General features: G+C 59.7%; 16 protein-coding genes. 11 read left to right on the top strand and 5 right to left on the bottom strand.

Annotated elements, in window-relative coordinates; all coding sequences use genetic code 11:
* Positions 1-152 precede the first annotated feature (152 nt).
* The gene (locus ACTRWK_RS08605) at positions 153-1,007 is read left to right on the top strand and encodes a MurR/RpiR family transcriptional regulator (protein ID WP_037943665.1); all 855 of its coding nucleotides are present in this window, start codon (positions 153-155) and stop codon (positions 1,005-1,007) included.
* Between the two features lie 191 nt (positions 1,008-1,198).
* Here ACTRWK_RS08605 and ACTRWK_RS08610 read toward each other — a convergent pair whose 3' ends face one another.
* A complete protein-coding gene (locus ACTRWK_RS08610; RefSeq protein ID WP_037943666.1) occupies positions 1,199-2,104 on the bottom strand; it encodes a LysR family transcriptional regulator in 906 nt (301 codons plus the stop codon).
* Positions 2,105-2,205: 101 nt separating this feature from the next.
* Here ACTRWK_RS08610 and ACTRWK_RS08615 point away from each other — a divergent pair, with 101 nt between their 5' ends.
* From ACTRWK_RS08615 to rlmF, 7 genes are all read left to right on the top strand, one after another.
* The gene (locus tag ACTRWK_RS08615) at positions 2,206-3,201 is read left to right on the top strand and encodes a zinc-binding alcohol dehydrogenase family protein (RefSeq protein WP_037943667.1); all 996 of its coding nucleotides are present in this window, start codon (positions 2,206-2,208) and stop codon (positions 3,199-3,201) included.
* 161 nt (positions 3,202-3,362) lie between these two features.
* The gene (locus tag ACTRWK_RS08620) at positions 3,363-3,695 is read left to right on the top strand and encodes an ArsR/SmtB family transcription factor (RefSeq protein ID WP_005852102.1); all 333 of its coding nucleotides are present in this window, start codon (positions 3,363-3,365) and stop codon (positions 3,693-3,695) included.
* A gap of 103 nt (positions 3,696-3,798) precedes the next feature.
* Positions 3,799-4,866, top strand: a complete 1,068-nt coding sequence (arsB, locus tag ACTRWK_RS08625) for an ACR3 family arsenite efflux transporter (RefSeq protein WP_288959877.1) — start codon at positions 3,799-3,801, stop codon at positions 4,864-4,866.
* On the top strand, positions 4,863-5,285 hold the full coding sequence (gene arsC / locus ACTRWK_RS08630; RefSeq protein WP_289082074.1) for an arsenate reductase (glutaredoxin): 423 nt from the start codon (positions 4,863-4,865) through the stop codon (positions 5,283-5,285). Before arsB ends, arsC begins: the two co-directional genes overlap by 4 nt.
* Positions 5,278-5,988 carry an arsenical resistance protein ArsH gene (gene arsH, locus ACTRWK_RS08635; RefSeq protein WP_289082073.1) on the top strand — a complete coding sequence of 237 codons (711 nt, stop codon included), beginning with the start codon at positions 5,278-5,280 and terminating at the stop codon, positions 5,986-5,988. The genes arsC and arsH overlap by 8 nt, the downstream gene beginning before the upstream one ends.
* 199 nt (positions 5,989-6,187) lie before the next feature.
* On the top strand, positions 6,188-6,730 hold the full coding sequence (locus ACTRWK_RS08640) for a cytochrome b (protein ID WP_289081975.1): 543 nt from the start codon (positions 6,188-6,190) through the stop codon (positions 6,728-6,730).
* Between the two features lie 133 nt (positions 6,731-6,863).
* Positions 6,864-7,790: a 23S rRNA (adenine(1618)-N(6))-methyltransferase RlmF gene (gene rlmF / locus ACTRWK_RS08645; protein WP_289081974.1), complete on the top strand. Its 927-nt coding sequence runs from the start codon at positions 6,864-6,866 to the stop codon at positions 7,788-7,790.
* Between the two features lie 33 nt (positions 7,791-7,823).
* Here the strand turns inward: rlmF and ACTRWK_RS08650 are convergent, their stop codons facing one another.
* From ACTRWK_RS08650 to ACTRWK_RS08665, 4 genes are all read right to left on the bottom strand, one after another.
* Positions 7,824-8,603 carry an ion channel gene (locus tag ACTRWK_RS08650; protein ID WP_462843883.1) on the bottom strand — a complete coding sequence of 260 codons (780 nt, stop codon included), beginning with the start codon at positions 8,601-8,603 and terminating at the stop codon, positions 7,824-7,826.
* A 105-nt stretch (positions 8,604-8,708) separates the two neighbouring features.
* Entirely contained in the window at positions 8,709-9,593 is an 885-nt protein-coding gene (locus tag ACTRWK_RS08655; RefSeq protein ID WP_289081973.1) for a hypothetical protein, read from the bottom strand.
* Positions 9,594-9,741: 148 nt separating this feature from the next.
* Entirely contained in the window at positions 9,742-10,800 is a 1,059-nt protein-coding gene (locus ACTRWK_RS08660; protein WP_289081972.1) for an ABC transporter ATP-binding protein, read from the bottom strand.
* A gap of 13 nt (positions 10,801-10,813) precedes the next feature.
* Positions 10,814-11,599: an IclR family transcriptional regulator gene (locus ACTRWK_RS08665; RefSeq protein WP_009826389.1), complete on the bottom strand. Its 786-nt coding sequence runs from the start codon at positions 11,597-11,599 to the stop codon at positions 10,814-10,816.
* 177 nt (positions 11,600-11,776) lie between these two features.
* On the opposite strand from ACTRWK_RS08665, the gene ACTRWK_RS08670 reads away from it, so the two are divergent.
* The 3 genes from ACTRWK_RS08670 (at position 11,777) to ACTRWK_RS08680 (ending at position 14,930) form a co-directional block, all read left to right on the top strand.
* Positions 11,777-13,036: an ABC transporter substrate-binding protein gene (locus ACTRWK_RS08670; protein WP_180828926.1), complete on the top strand. Its 1,260-nt coding sequence runs from the start codon at positions 11,777-11,779 to the stop codon at positions 13,034-13,036.
* Between the two features lie 113 nt (positions 13,037-13,149).
* On the top strand, positions 13,150-14,082 hold the full coding sequence (locus ACTRWK_RS08675) for a carbohydrate ABC transporter permease (protein WP_005852117.1): 933 nt from the start codon (positions 13,150-13,152) through the stop codon (positions 14,080-14,082).
* Positions 14,082-14,930, top strand: a complete 849-nt coding sequence (locus ACTRWK_RS08680) for a carbohydrate ABC transporter permease (RefSeq protein ID WP_005852118.1) — start codon at positions 14,082-14,084, stop codon at positions 14,928-14,930. Before ACTRWK_RS08675 ends, ACTRWK_RS08680 begins: the two co-directional genes overlap by 1 nt.
* Positions 14,931-14,933: the final 3 nt, after the last annotated feature.

Raw genomic sequence — 14,933 nt, forward strand, 5'->3', positions numbered from 1 at the left:
CGCGCTTTGGGTGACGTGACATCAGCACTTGCCTGCGCGATAATGCGTTTGTATTATTTTATTGCTATAGATTAAGCAAATGTATTTTTGCTGTGCATTGGATGTGACAGCGACGTGAACGCCGGCACGCATAAACAGAAGGTAAGGGTTTGATGAGCAACGATGAAACGCTGAAAGACCGCTTGTCACAGGTAAGTGCGCAAGGTACGCCCGCGCTTCGGTCCTTTGCGCGGTGGCTTCTGGATAACCTTTCGGTCGTGGCCTTTAGCTCGATTCGCGGGCTGGCCAAGCAGGCAGGGGTCAATCCGAATACCGTGACCCGTATGGCGAAGGAGCTTGGCTATACCAGCTTTGACGCCTTCCGCACGGATGTGCAGGCAACGATCCAGACACCTGCGCCAAACTACGGCGCGCGTGCCCAGACACTAAGACACGAACATCGCGACAGCGCGTTTGCCGCGCTCATGGAAGCGCATGGTAAAAACACGGCGATGCTTTTCTCGGCAGATATTATGGACACGTTGAATGCGTGCATCGACCCGTTGCTCGGGGCGCGCAAAGTCTATGTGGTCGGCGTGCGCAGCTGCTATGCGATCGCGCATTATTTCTCGTATGTGGGCGGCATGGCGTTTTCGAACTTCGTAGACGTGCCGACCCTGCCGGGGGGCATTGTCGATGTACTGTCTCAGGCCACGTCCGAGGATATTATTGTCGGGATCACCTATGAACATTACGCGGCAGAGGTGGTTCAGGCCTGCCAGATCGCCCAGTCCCGCGGTGCGCGGGTTTTGGCGCTGACGGACAGTCATGCCTCCCCAATCGCGGTTGGCGCATGGAAAGTGGTACCGCTGCCGATGGCCGGACCTCATTTCCTGCCGTCGCTCAATTCGGCGTTTCTAGCGGTGGAGATGCTGCTGGTCGGAATGGCCGCGCGTTCGGATGACGCGGCAGAGCGGGTATCGAATTTTGAGGACCGTATCCGGCAGTATGGCGGCTACAACGTGTGAGGTGTCTTGCGCGGATGAAAATCATCCGGCAGGCCCAATGCCACGGCAGAGCCACCGGTGATCAACCCCGTGGACCGCAGGTCGCTTTCGTTCAGCGCGACGATGACCGCATAGGATCGGCGTTGTGCCAGTCCGCGGCATGAGTGACGGTTATACCGATACCGGGCGTGTTGTGGGCGCGGGTCTGGCTGCTACGCGCCCCATTCTGCATGTGACCCAAGATGCGCGATAAGAAAGTCGATCAGGATGCGCGTCTTGGGGGTAAGCACGTTTGAGCGCGGGTACATCAACCACAAGACCGAACTGTCGTTCAGCTTCCATTCCGGCAGGACACGGATCAACCGGCCCGAGCGCAGCTCGTCCGAGACGCTCCAGAGAGAATTGATCGACAGACCGGCCCCCGCAAGCGTGGCCTCACGCTGAGCGTCACCATCGTCAACGATAGTCCGGCAGATCATCTGGGCTGGGTCAAGCGGCGCGGTTTCGCCCTCTGGGCCGATCAATTCACGCGGCTCAAGGTCGATCCATGCCAGAAACCGATGCCCCCGAAGCTCTGCCGGTGACTGCGGTACGCCGTGTTCCTCAAGATATGCAGGAGAGGCACAAAGAACGCGGGTATCACCCGCCAGCTTGCGCCCCTTGAGGCTGCTGTCGGTCAGGGGGGCCGCGCGCAACGCAAGGTCAAAACTGCCCTCGATCGCGTCAAACCGTGCGTCAGACAGGCGAAGTTCGAGCGTAAGGTCGGGGAACGCCGCGTGAAACTGCGGCAGAAGCGGCATGATGTGGCGCTGCGCGAAACTGCTTGGCGCGGCAAATCGGATGGTGCCTTTGGGGCTGGTTTCATGACTGCCAAGAACGGCCTTCGCGGCCTCTGCCTGCGCCAGAATCTCCCGCGCGTAAGGAAGGAAGTCGGACCCTTCAAGCGACAGCGACACTTTACGGGTGGTGCGTCGCAGCAGCTCTACGCCAAGCTCTTGTTCCAGTTTGGCAAGGCGGGCGCTGGCGACCGCAGGCGCAAGGCCCAGATTCCGTCCGGCAGCAGAGATGTTCAGCCGGTCGGCGGCCATCACAAAAAGGCGCAGGTTGTCAGTATCCACCGCTATTATCTCCGTTATCCGAATAATCAAATCGGAAAAATGCCGGTTTTCTACCGTTTCACAAGACCTATTTTTCAGCGACACAATGAAGGAAGAAAGAAATGAAAGCCATTGGCTATAGCGCGGCGGGCCCTGCGGACACGCTCGATATGATTGAAATCGACCGGCCCGAGGTGGGACCGCGTGATCTGTTGGTCGCGGTGAAAGGCATCTCGGTCAATCCGGTCGACGTAAAGCTGCGCGCAGCCGCCCAACCCGAGGGCGCGGCGCGCGTTCTGGGCTTTGACGCGGCAGGCGTCGTGGCCGAGGTGGGCGCGTCGGTCACCGGCTTTAAGATCGGCGATGAGGTCTTCTATGCGGGCGACGTCACGCGCGCGGGCACCAATGCGGAGTTCCATGCCGTCGATGAACGGATCGTCGGGCGCAAGCCGGCCAGCCTCGACTTTACCGAAGCGGCGGGGCTGCCGCTGACCTCGATCACCGCGTGGGAGATGTTGTTCGACGCATTCCGCCTGACCGAAGGGGGCGGCGCGGAGCAAAGCTTGCTGGTGATCGGTGGCGCTGGCGGCGTCGGCTCTATCCTCATCCAGTTGGCCAAAGCGCTGACCGGGCTTACCGTCATTGCGACGGCCTCTCGGCACGAGACCGAGGATTGGGTGCGCAAGATGGGGGCGGATCACGTGGTTGACCATCGCGGTGACCTAGCCGCGCAGCTGGCAGAGCTGGGCCAGACCCCAAGCTATGTCGCCGCGTTGACGGCCACGGATCAGCATTGGCCCGCAATCATCGACTTGATCGCGCCCCGCGGCCAGATCGCGTTGATTGACGACCCCGAGGCGCTGGATATCAAGGTGGCTAAACCCAAGGCGCTGAGCGTCCATTGGGAATTCATGTTCACCCGTTCGATGTTCGAAACCGACGATATGGATGCCCAGCAAGACCTGCTGAACCGCGTCGCAGCGATGATCGACGCAGGCACATTGCAGTCGACAGTCACCGAACGCGGCGAGGCGCTGACGGTCGAGGCGCTGCGCGCGGCGCATCTGCGGCAGGAAAGCGGTCGCGTGATTGGCAAACAGGTGCTTGGCGGACTTTAAGCAATAGAGATCACGCGGGGGCGTCGTGCCATGTTCACGCCACGCCCCCGCGTCCCTTGCGCCTTTGAAGGGGCGCGTTGATTGCCCATAGTTTCGCGCAAGCGCAACGGGTTGCTGATCAGGGCTTGACCTGCGTCGAATGAATCAATAATTCCCGATATATGGATAAGAATCATGCTCTCGACGCTTTTGCGGCGCTCAGTCAGGTCACCCGCCTTGATGTCTTCCGTCTTCTCATCACAGCCGGAGAAGGGGGGATGTCGGCAGGCGATATCGGCGACACCTTGGGGGTGCGGCAGAACACGATGTCGACCAACCTCGCGATTCTGGCACGTTCGGGCCTTATTCGCAGCAAGCGCGAAGGGCGAAGCATTCGTTACTTTGCCGATATGGAGGGGCTGCGCGGTTTGCTTGCCTTTCTGATGGAGGACTGCTGCGGCGGGCGCCCGGAACTCTGCCAGCCCATCATAAACGAGCTCGCCTGCCCCTGTTAGGCGCACATGGGGGAGGTGCCGCATTGGTCCTGTAACATTCCTGTGCTGACCTCGGGCAACCACATATTCACGGCCAACGGGCTGCAATTTTTGAAGGTTCGACATGACTGATACGACACTTCCCGCGGCGGCGGGTCTGGGCACGTTTGAAAAATGGCTGTCCGTCTGGGTGGCGCTGGCGATTGGCGCGGGGCTGCTGCTTGGAAATCTGTTCCCGACTGCGTTTGGTATGCTTGCCGGGCTTGAGGTGGCGTCGGTGAACCTGCCCGTTGCGGTGCTGATCTGGGCGATGGTGTTCCCGATGATGGTCGGTGTGGATTTCGGAGCCTTGCGTCAGGTGGGGGACAAGCCGAAAGGGTTGGTTGTCACGGTGGTGGTGAACTGGCTGATCAAACCCTTCACCATGGCCGCCCTTGGCGTATTGTTTTTCAACTATTTTTTCGCAGGCCTGATCCCGCCGGATGACGCGCAGGCCTATCTTGCGGGCGTTATCCTGCTGGGGGCCGCGCCCTGTACCGCGATGGTGTTCGTCTGGTCGAACCTGACGCGGGGGGATGCGACCTATACGCTGGTGCAGGTGAGCGTGAACGACGTCATCATGGTGTTCGCCTTCGCGCCCATCGTTGCCTTCTTGCTGGGGGCCACGGATATCGTCGTGCCTTGGGATACGTTGCTGTTATCCGTGGGCCTTTACGTGATGCTGCCGCTTTTCGTGGGATATCTGACGCGCCAGCGGCTGATTGCGCAAGGCGGCGAAGCGGCGGTGGATCGGTTCAAGTCGGGTGTGCAGCCGTTCTCGATCATCGGTCTGCTTGTGACGGTGGTCTTGCTTTTCGCGTTTCAGGGCGAGGTGATCCTGGACCGGCCGCTGGTGATTGCCCTGATCGCTGTGCCGCTTCTGATCCAGTCCTACGGGATATTCTTTCTGGCCTATGGGGTCGCGCGGGCCTGGGGTATTCCGTTCAACGTCGCGGCGCCCTGCGCCTTGATCGGCACCTCCAACTTTTTCGAGCTGGCGGTCGCGGTTGCGATCAGCCTCTTCGGGCTCGGGTCCGGTGCGGCATTGGCGACGGTGGTCGGTGTCTTGGTTGAAGTGCCTGTTATGCTGTCGCTTGTCGCTTTTGCAAACAGAACCCGGCACTGGTTCCCTGCCTCGGAGGGGTCAGCATGAGTGTTGTCATTCACCACAATCCCGACTGCGGCACGTCCCGCAATGTGCTGGCCATCATAAAAGCATCGGGCGTGGAGCCCGTTGTGATCCCCTATCTTGATACCGGCTGGACGCGCGGACAGCTTCTGGGGCTTTTCGCGGCGGCGGGTCTGACACCGCGCAGGGCTTTGCGGATAAAGCGATCTCCGGCAGAGGCGTTGGGGCTGCTGGATCCTGACGTGGGGGACGAAGCCCTTCTGGCCGCCATGCTGGAACACCCCATTCTGGTCAATCGCCCCATTGTCTGCACACCCAAAGGCGTCCGGCTGTGCCGCCCAAGCGAGGCCGTGCTGGACTTGCTTGACCACCTCCCACAGGGGCCGCTGACCAAGGAAGACGGCTCTTTACTGATTGACGCGGAAGGAAACCGAGTTGCCTGATACCCCGAACCTTGATGACACCCATTTCAAAGCGATTGATGCGGCGCGTCTTTTCGAACCCTCAGCAGACGCGGACCGCCCGCGTATCCTGCTGCTTTACGGATCACTGCGGGACCGGTCGTTCAGCCGGCTCATGACCGAAGAAGCCGCGCGCATTCTGACACGGCTGGGGGCCGAGACGCGTACCTATTCGCCGTCTGGCCTGCCGCTGCCGGATGATGCCGACGCCAGTCACCCCAAAGTGCAGGAGCTGCGCGATCTGGTCACGTGGTCGGACGGTATGGTCTGGTGTTCACCCGAACGCCACGGGGCCATGACCGGCATCATGAAAACCCAGATCGACTGGATTCCGCTGTCCTTGGGCGGTGTGCGTCCGACGCAGGGCAAAACGCTGGCCGTGATGCAGGTCAGCGGGGGGTCGCAAAGCTTTAACGCCGTGAACCAGCTGCGCATTCTTGGGCGTTGGATGCGGTTGCTCACGATCCCGAACCAGTCCTCCACCCCCAAAGCCTTTCTGGAGTTTGACGACGCGGATCGGATGAAGCCATCGCCATTCTATGATCGGGTCGTTGATGTCATGGAAGAGCTGGTGAAGTTCACGATGCTGACCAAAGACAGGAAAGACTACCTGCTGGATCGCTATAGCGAGCGGAAGGAAAGCGCCGCCGAGCTGTCGAAGCGCGTGAACCAGAAGTCGATCTGACCGATTTGTCGACCGCAGGGGCAGAAATATCCGTATGTTGAACGGGACGCGGCTTGAATGATTTGCGCGACAGCTGCGCTGGATGGTCTGTTAAACTGGATGGTCTGTTAAAGCTTCATCCAGCGCAGTTGCCTGCCTAAGGTGACCGCGCAGCGGCTGCATATAATGATCGTGATATCGCCAGAGACAGGGGCATTTTGTGACACAACTATCTGATACACCAACCCGTTACGGCACCGTAAGCCGGCTGCTTCACTGGGGCATGGCCGCATTGTTTGCGGCGCAGTTTATCTCCGCCGCGGCGCATTGGGCGCTTCCGCGAGAGAACACCCTGCGCGAGCTTCTTTGGGGCTACCATACGACGCTGGGGGTGACACTGTTTGCGCTAATCTTGGTGCGCGGTCTGTGGGGGCTGGCCAACATCCAACGGCGGCCGAAGCATGCCGGTTTGATGGGGCAGGCGGCTGTCGCGGGTCATGTGGTTCTATATGCCTTGATGGTGATCGTCCCGGGCGTACGGCTCTTGGCCGCAGCGGGCGGCACCCGTGGCCTGAGCTATTTCGGGGTGAAGATATTTTCGCGCCAAACCGCCGAGGTCGCCTGGATGCAAGCGCCCGCGGAATGGCATGGAGAGCTGGGCTGGATCCTTGCCCTTGTGGTGCTTGGGCATATCTTCATGGCAGTCGTTTGGCATCGCCTGATCCAGCGTGATGATGTCCTGTCCACGATGGCGGGGCGGTAAGACGCTGAAAATAGGGAGCTTGGGTCTTCCCCGAGGCCAACGGCCGCGTCTTCGGTTTTACTATGGGGCCTTCAGGGGGTAAGACAGGCCAACGGCCTGGCTGCTTTTCACCACTTTCAACAAAGGCTTTCCCATGGCCACCAAAACCAACCTGCACCCCCGCAACCTCCACAACGAGGGGTATGATTTCGCGCGTCTGATTGCGGCCCTCCCCGAGCTAGGGCCGTTTACCGGCCCCAATCCAGCAGGTCAGACCACCATCGATTTCCGGGACGTGGCGGCTGTGCGTATGCTCAATCGGGCGCTGCTCAAGGCGGACTACGGCATTGATTTCTGGGATATCCCGCCGAACTACCTTTGCCCGCCCATTCCGGGGCGCGTGGATTATATCCACCATCTGGCCGATCTGCTTGCGCGCAGCAACAACAACGAGATCCCGCGCGGGCCGCAGATCAAGGCGTTGGACATCGGCACCGGCGCAAGTCTGGTCTACCCGCTGACAGGGCAAAGCGCCTATGGCTGGCAGTTTACCGGTGTCGATATCGACCCTGTTGCCATCAAGTCTGCGCAACAGATTGCAAAGGCCAACGCGCTGGACGTGGACCTGCGGCTGCAAGAGAACCGCGAGGATATCTTCGACGGGGTGATCAATCCTGACGACCGTTTCCACGTCACCCTGTGCAACCCGCCCTTTCATGCCTCGATGGAAAGGGCGACGAAGGGCACGCAACGGAAGTGGGCGAACCTTGGCAAAGGGCGTTCAGGCAAGCTCAATTTCGGTGGGCAAAACGCCGAGCTCTGGTGCCCCGGCGGCGAGATCAGGTTCATCGCCAGCATGGTCGACCAAAGCCGCGCGATTGCGGGGCAATGTCTGTGGTTTACGTCGCTTGTGTCAAAAAAGGACAACGTGCAGACGCTTTATAAAATCCTGAAAAAGGCCAAAGTCGCCAACTGCGATGTGGTCGAAATGGCGCAGGGGCAAAAAACCAGCCGGTTCATCGCCTGGACGTTCATCAAGAAAGATCAGCGTGCGTCATTTATGAAAGGAACCGCGCGCTAGAATAGCCACGCGCGTGTCTGATACCCCGCGACATTAACCGCCCGTATCGCCCTTCGTCTCGATCTTGAGCGTGGTGCCGCAGTGTTTGCAGTGAACGGCGTCTGTCTCGTGACGGTTCAGGCCACATTCGGGGCAGGTGTGCTTGATCTTGGAGGGTTGGAAGATCGTGCGCGCCAATTGCACGAACAGCGCGGGCCCGACCACCATGATGAACACCGACAGCAGTTTGCCACCCGTTGTCGTCATCGTGATGTCGCCAAAACCCGTTGTCGTCAGCGTCGCCACTGTAAAGTACAGTGCATCGACATAGCCCGCGACGCCCGCGTCCTCTTCAAAGGTCAGCACAAACACCAGCGATGTGATGACAAAGATGAACACCAGCAGGTTGACCGCCGCAAGGATCGCGTCCTCGTGTTTGCGGAAAAACGCGCTTTCGCGCCGCAGGTCGTGCAGCAGATGATAGGCATGGATCAGCCGCAAACCGCGCAAGACCCGCAGGAACGCAAAGCTTTCCGCCATAAGCGGTGCCAGCACCAGCGATATCACCACGACCAGATCGGCAAGGGTGTAGATGCGCGTCAGCTCTTTGCGCAGGTTCGTGGAAATCCAAAGACGCGCGGCAAGGTCGAACAGGATGAACAGACCAAAGAACGCATTGACCGCCGTAATCACCGGCGTTGACGGCAGCGCGGCGGTGGCGATGAAATAGATGATCGTCAGCGAATCAAATAGGATCAACCCGTATCGAAACCGCCGCGAGCGCGTGTTCTGCCCATCGTATAAAGCTTTAATCGTACTGCGTAGACTGTTCATTGATTGGACATACCGCTTCCCTCAGGGTCGTCATCGTCAACAACCGCTGAGGGTCAAGATGGCGCAAGGCGCGCCAATATCAATGGTTTGCGTAGTCCGGCAGGATTACTCGGGCGTGGGCTCGTCTGTCCGGGCCAAGCGGCGCACAAAGCTGACGCCCGTTTGACGGCTCAGCATGCGTCGGGATTTATGCTTTAGGCCGACTTCTTCCAGCACCTTGGGGTTGCGGTAATGCACCGTGAAGATATCGCGATCTTCGGGCAGGGGCTCCCCCCGTATCTTGCCGCCCAGGATATAATGTTGCTCTTCCGCCAGCGGGTTCCATGTCAGGCCCGCACGGCGGATGGCGACAGGAAGGCTCATCTGATCCAGATAGGGGCGTCGCTTTTCCAGCGTGTCGATTTCGTCAATTCGTCGGGCCGTCTCGTACCAGACATCGGCAAACCGGCCCTGTGGTCCTTCGGCTTCGGGGAAAAGGACGAAACCGGACGAGAAATAGGGCACTTTGGGGCGGCGCGACTGGCGCATCAGATACACACGCTCTTCCGGGATCTCCATATCGAAGGCCCCGTAGATCAGGTCCCAGATGTCTTTCTGCGCCCAATACATACTGGCCGCGACAGAGCAGGAAACATGGCCGGATTTCACGATATTGTCGATTGTATTGGGGCGGATAAACAAGACGTCGGAATCCACAAAGGCGGAAAACTCGCTCTCGCGGGGCTGCATCGCGGCGATGATCTTGTTGCCATGGGGATAGGGCTCGCGCCACATGCCTTCCGTTTTCATCGGGCGCAGCTCCGCGCCCATTTTCTCGTGTGCGATGAACACCGAGGGGTGAACGTCGTTCATGCGATGTTCGGGCACATAGCCGATGCAGGCCACGTCTTCGGAAAACTGCTCGCGGATAGAGGCAAGCAGGCTACAGGCCATGATGTCGTAAGAGGGCGGTTCCACGATATAGGTGAGCGTAAGTCTCGGTTTCGCCATTAATCTGCTTCCCTATCTACGGTGCCCGTCCCGCCCGGGCGGTCGGCTCCGGCGGGACTGTCGCGCAAGGCTCGCTTGCACGCCCCAACTGTTTTTCAGGAATGTCTGGTTCTGTCTAGGTTTACGTGACCGGTGACCCGCCTGCGCCTTAGCGCAGACGTTGTTCCGTGTTGGCGTCAAACAGCATCGCCCGCTCTGGCGGGATTCTCACGCCAACCTGCGCCCCTTCACGAGACCGGTCGTCGCCGCGTTCCTCGACGATGATCTTGGCACCGGTGTCGGACAGCAGGTGAACGTAGGACACGCCGCCAAGGGCCTCGGTCATTTCGACGGTGAAGCCTTTGCTTTGAGGGGCAATTTCGATGTGTTCCGGCCGGATGCCGAGGGTGATGTCCCGGCCGTCTTCGGGTGGGGTCACGGGCAGGGCATAGCTGCCGTCCAACCCGTCCAGCACGACCTTGCCGCCGCTGGTGGTGCCATCCAGAAAGTTCATCGCGGGCGAACCGATGAAGCCGGCCACAAAGCGGTTGTCAGGATCGCGGTACAGGTCAAGCGGTGCGCCGACCTGTTCGATCCGGCCTTTGCGCAGCACCACGATCTTATCGGCGAGGGTCATCGCCTCTACCTGATCGTGTGTGACATAGACCATCGTCGCCCCGATTTCCTTATGCAGGCGGGCGATTTCGACGCGCATTTCGACACGCAGCTCGGCGTCGAGGTTGGACAGCGGTTCGTCGAACAGAAAGACTTCGGGGCCGCGTACGATTGCGCGCCCGATAGATACGCGTTGCCGCTGGCCCCCCGACAGGGCGGCGGGCTTGCGGTCAAGATACTCTTCCAGCTTCAGGATCCGCGTCGCCTCGGCCACCTTCTGGGCGATCTCGGCTTTGGGATGGCCGTTCATTTTTAGGCCGAACCCCATGTTGTCGCGCACGGTCATATGCGGATAGAGCGCGTAGGTCTGGAACACCATCGCGACCCCGCGCTCTGCCGGGTCCATGCGGGTCACATCCCGGTCGCCGATGCTCATGCTGCCTTCGGTGGTTTCTTCCAGCCCGGCAATCATGCGCAGCAAGGTCGACTTGCCGCAGCCTGACGGGCCGACAAAAACGCAAAACTCGCCATTTTCGATTTCAAGGTCGATCCCGTGTATCACCTGAACACCGCCATAGCGTTTCACGACATCTTTCATGACGACACCGGCCATATACGACTTCCTTTTATGAGGGGACAGAGGGGGACTGCCAGGACTGCGCCTCGGCCCCGATGCGGGTGGCACACTCAAGCAGGGCAGGGCGGAACGCATTCAGACCGTCCAGCGTATGACGGTGTGTTGCGGTTGCAATGGATACGGCACCCACGACGCGACCCGCGTCGGTCAGAATGGGGGCGGCGATGCTGATGATGCCGGCCTCGTGTTCCTCGCGGTCAAAGGCGATGCCCTCAGCGCGGATCTGTTCCAGCTCGCGCACAAGGGTTTCGGTGCTGGTATGGGTGGCATCGGTATATTTCAAAAACGCCTGCTGCTGTAGCGCCTGCGCCTGTGCCTCGGGTTCAAGATGCGCGAGAATCGCCTTGCCGACTCCTGTGCAATAGGCCGGGGCGACCTGACCGGTGCGCGCCAGCGTGGCAAAGCGGCTGCTGGCCTGACGCTTGTCGACGAACACGACCTGACCGTTGTCGATCTGCGCAAGGTGGATCGCCTCGCGCAGGCGTTCGCCGAGGGCGCTGATATAGGGGGCGGCAATCGGTGCAAGCGAGGCTTGCGACCATGCGGAATGGGCAAGGCTGACCAGACGGATGCCCGGCGCATAGGTCTGCTGATCCTTGTCATAGCTTAGCATACGTTGACTGGTGAGCGTCTGAAGTAGCCGGTACAGCGTCGGTTTTGGAAACTCCGATGTCTCCAGCAATTCGCGCATGCGGACAGGGCGGCCCATTGCTGTCACCTGATCCAGCACGCTCAGCGCCTTTGCAACAGTCCCGTCGCTGTTCACCACATTCATATCGTTCTCCGTCCCTTAGGGCGCTGCATCCTGTGGGGTCTTTTGACTGACCCATCCCCCATGCGGCGCACCAAACTGTTGACAAGGCTAGCGAGCTTGATCTTATATATCAATATACAAAACTAAGTTTCAAATAATGAGACAGTTTTGGATTGCGGAAGCATCAGGGAGGATACCATGCATTCCATTCTCAAGAGGTCACTCGCGGCTGTTGTCGCTGCGGGATTTTCAACATCGTTTGCTGTCGCGGACGAAAGTCAGCTTTCAGGGGAGCTCAAGATCACCTCTGACATGTCGAACCCAGCGCCGCGCGCGGTGATGGAGAGTTTGGCAGCCGGTTTCGGAGAGCTGCATCCGGACGTCGATATCGAACTGACGATCGTCGACCGCGAAGCGTGGAAGACGCAGATCCGGAACGCCTTGGGTGCGAACCCGCCCGATGTGGTCAACTGGTATGCCGCGAACCGCATGGGCCCTTATGTCTCTGCCGGGTTGTTCGAAGACATCTCTGATATGTACGCCAACGGCGATCTGCCCGGGCTTGAGTCTGTCAAGGGTGCGCTGACCATCGACGGCAAGCAATATGGCGTGCCCTATACCTACTATCAGTGGGGCATGTACTACCGCGAAGATATCTTCAAGGAACTGGGACTGACCGAGCCTGAAACCTTTGAGCAAGAGCTTGCGAACTGCGAAAAGATCGTTGCCTCGGGCCGTGCGTGCTATGCCATCGGGACCAAGTTCCTGTGGACCGCTGGCGGCTGGTTCGACTATCTGAACATGCGCACCAACGGCTTCGACTTCCACATGGAACTCGCCCGTGGCGAGGTGCCCTGGACCGATCCGCGCGTCCGCGAAACCTTTGCCAACTGGCGCAAGATCATCGACATGGGTGGCTATGTCGCCGATCACCAATCCTATTCCTGGCAGGAAGCGTTGAACTTCATGATCGAAGGCGATGCGGTGGCCTATCTGATGGGGAACTTCGCCGTTGCCGCGATGCGCGAAGGCGGTCTGGACGACAGCCAGATCGACTTCTACCAGTTCCCGAAGATCGCGGATGTGCCACAGGGCGAGGATGCCCCGACCGACACGTTCCACATCCCGTCAGGAGCCAAGAACAAGGAAAACGCCCGCGCGTTCCTTCAGTATGTGACATCGGCTGATGTGCAGACCAAGATCAACGCAGGCGACGCCTTGGGGCAGCTGCCCATCAACTCTGAATCCTCGGTCGATAAGGACGAGTTCCTCGAGCAGGGTTTCGAGATGCTGAACACCAGCGCCAAAGGCGGCGTGGCCCAGTTCTTTGACCGCGACTTCAGCGCCGAGATGGCCAGCGTCGGCATGGAGGGGTTGCAGGAATTCATGGTGGTTCCCGACAACCTCGACGACATTCTCGAACGTCTCGAAGAAACGCGTCAGCGCATCTACGAATAACGCTAAAGCGTCGCGTCCTCCCGCATTGGGGGGGCGCAACCCACCGCTTCAATCCATTCGCAAGCCCGCCGACGGCCGGTTTTCGCATGTGTTGATTTACCGGAGACCACGGCATGGCAGCAACAACACCGCCCCCCGCACGCAGTTGGTACAAACGCAACGAGATCGCGCTGACGCCGTGGCTTTTCCTGCTGCCGGCGATGCTGTTCTTTGCGGTCTATGTGATCATTCCCATCGGCCAAAGCGTGGCGATCAGTTTCTACCAGTGGGACGGACTGGGGGAAAAGACCTTTGTCGGCACCGCGAACTATGAAAGGTTGCTGGGGATCGGCGACCAGAAGATGGACCGCAAGTTCGAGATCTCGTTCTGGAACAACCTCAAATGGCTGGTGCTGTATTTGCTGGCGGTGCCTGCGGGGCTGTTCATCGCCTTGTTCCTGAACCAGACCGTGCGCGGCATCCGTATCTACAAGTCGTTGTTCTTCTTTCCTTTTGTCATTTCCCAGGTGGTCGTCGGGCTGGTGTTCTCGTGGTTCTACCTGCCACGCGAAGGGCTGCTGAACGCGATGCTGGCGATTTTCGGGGCAGGGCCGGTGAATATCCTGGGCGATCCTTCTACGGCGACCTACGGGATCATCGCGGCGGGGCTGTGGCCGCAGACGGCCTATTGCATGATCCTCTATCTAACGGGTCTGAATGCGGTGGACCCCGAACAGATCGAGGCCGCGCGACTGGACGGGGCCAAGGGGCGCAAGATGCTGTGGTACATCATCCTGCCGCAGCTCAAGCCCGCGACGTTCATCGCCTTTGTCGTCACCATCATCGGCGCGCTGCGGTCGTTTGACCTGATCAGCGTCATGACCAACGGCGGCCCCTTCGGATCGACCCGCGTGCTGTCGTTCTACATGTTCGAAGAAGCGCTGTCCGAGTTCGGCTTCCGCATGGGCTACGGCTCTGCCATCGCGGTGATCCTGTTCCTCATCATGCTCGGGTTCATCGCCTATTTCCTCTATGCCATGTGGCGCGAAGAGCGGGAGGCTCGCTGATGTTCCCTACACCGATCGCCAAACAATCGCGCAGCCGCCAGCTGACCTATCAGACGTTGCTGCCCGTCGCGCTGATCCTGTGGCTCTTGCCGCTGATCGCGGTGGCTCTGTTCTCTATCAAGCCGGGGTCGGATTTCGCCGCCGGGAACTACTGGGGATGGCCGTCCAGCTTCGAGGGGCTGACGAACTACGGCAAGGTCTTCTTTGAAAGCAATATGCCGCGCTATCTGATGAACTCGGTCTTTATCACGCTGCCCACTGTGCTGGGGGCGATCGCGCTGTCCAGCATGGCGGGGTTCGCCTTGGGGATCTACAAGTTCAAGGGCAACCTGCTGATCTTCTTCATGTTCATCGCGGGCAACTTTGTCCCGTTCCAGATCCTGATGGTGCCCGTGCGCGACCTGACCATATCGCTGGGGATGTATGACAGCATTCAGGGGCTGGTCCTGTTTCACGTGGCGTTCCAGACGGGCTTTTGCACGCTCTTCATGCGCAACTTCATCCGCGCATTGCCCTTCCCCTTGATCGAGGCCGCCCGCGTCGAAGGCGTGGCCGAGTGGCGCATCTTCTTCTTTGTCGTGCTGCCATTGATGAAGCCCGCGCTGGCCGCGCTGGCGGTATTGGTCTTTACCTTCATCTGGAACGATTATTTCTGGGCGGTCGTGCTGACCCAAGGGCCAAGCGCGCAACCTGTCACCGCGGGCATCACCGAATTCAACTCGCAGTTCCGCGCAGCCTATCACCTGATGAGCGCGGGATCGATTGTCGCCGCCTTTCCGCCGGTCGCGATGTTCTTTCTGATGCAAAAACACTTCATCGCCGGTCTCACGCTTGGCGCAGTAAAGTAGAGA

Source organism: Sulfitobacter sp. G5_S2_6_S6 (assembly GCF_054968505.1).

What these genes read in the sequence shown, in the direction of transcription:
- ACTRWK_RS08615 (WP_037943667.1), top strand. Translation starts at nt 2,206, where the DNA reads ATGAAAGCCATTGGCTATAGCGCGGCGGGCCCTGCGGACACGCTCGAT.
- ACTRWK_RS08675 (WP_005852117.1), top strand. Translation starts at nt 13,150, where the DNA reads ATGGCAGCAACAACACCGCCCCCCGCACGCAGTTGGTACAAACGCAAC.
- rlmF (WP_289081974.1), top strand. Translation starts at nt 6,864, where the DNA reads ATGGCCACCAAAACCAACCTGCACCCCCGCAACCTCCACAACGAGGGG.
- ACTRWK_RS08655 (WP_289081973.1), bottom strand. Translation starts at nt 9,593, where the DNA reads ATGGCGAAACCGAGACTTACGCTCACCTATATCGTGGAACCGCCCTCT.
- ACTRWK_RS08670 (WP_180828926.1), top strand. Translation starts at nt 11,777, where the DNA reads ATGCATTCCATTCTCAAGAGGTCACTCGCGGCTGTTGTCGCTGCGGGA.
- arsC (WP_289082074.1), top strand. Translation starts at nt 4,863, where the DNA reads ATGAGTGTTGTCATTCACCACAATCCCGACTGCGGCACGTCCCGCAAT.
- ACTRWK_RS08605 (WP_037943665.1), top strand. Translation starts at nt 153, where the DNA reads ATGAGCAACGATGAAACGCTGAAAGACCGCTTGTCACAGGTAAGTGCG.
- ACTRWK_RS08620 (WP_005852102.1), top strand. Translation starts at nt 3,363, where the DNA reads ATGGATAAGAATCATGCTCTCGACGCTTTTGCGGCGCTCAGTCAGGTC.
- ACTRWK_RS08680 (WP_005852118.1), top strand. Translation starts at nt 14,082, where the DNA reads ATGTTCCCTACACCGATCGCCAAACAATCGCGCAGCCGCCAGCTGACC.
- ACTRWK_RS08660 (WP_289081972.1), bottom strand. Translation starts at nt 10,800, where the DNA reads ATGGCCGGTGTCGTCATGAAAGATGTCGTGAAACGCTATGGCGGTGTT.
- ACTRWK_RS08665 (WP_009826389.1), bottom strand. Translation starts at nt 11,599, where the DNA reads ATGAATGTGGTGAACAGCGACGGGACTGTTGCAAAGGCGCTGAGCGTG.
- ACTRWK_RS08650 (WP_462843883.1), bottom strand. Translation starts at nt 8,603, where the DNA reads ATGAACAGTCTACGCAGTACGATTAAAGCTTTATACGATGGGCAGAAC.
- arsB (WP_288959877.1), top strand. Translation starts at nt 3,799, where the DNA reads ATGACTGATACGACACTTCCCGCGGCGGCGGGTCTGGGCACGTTTGAA.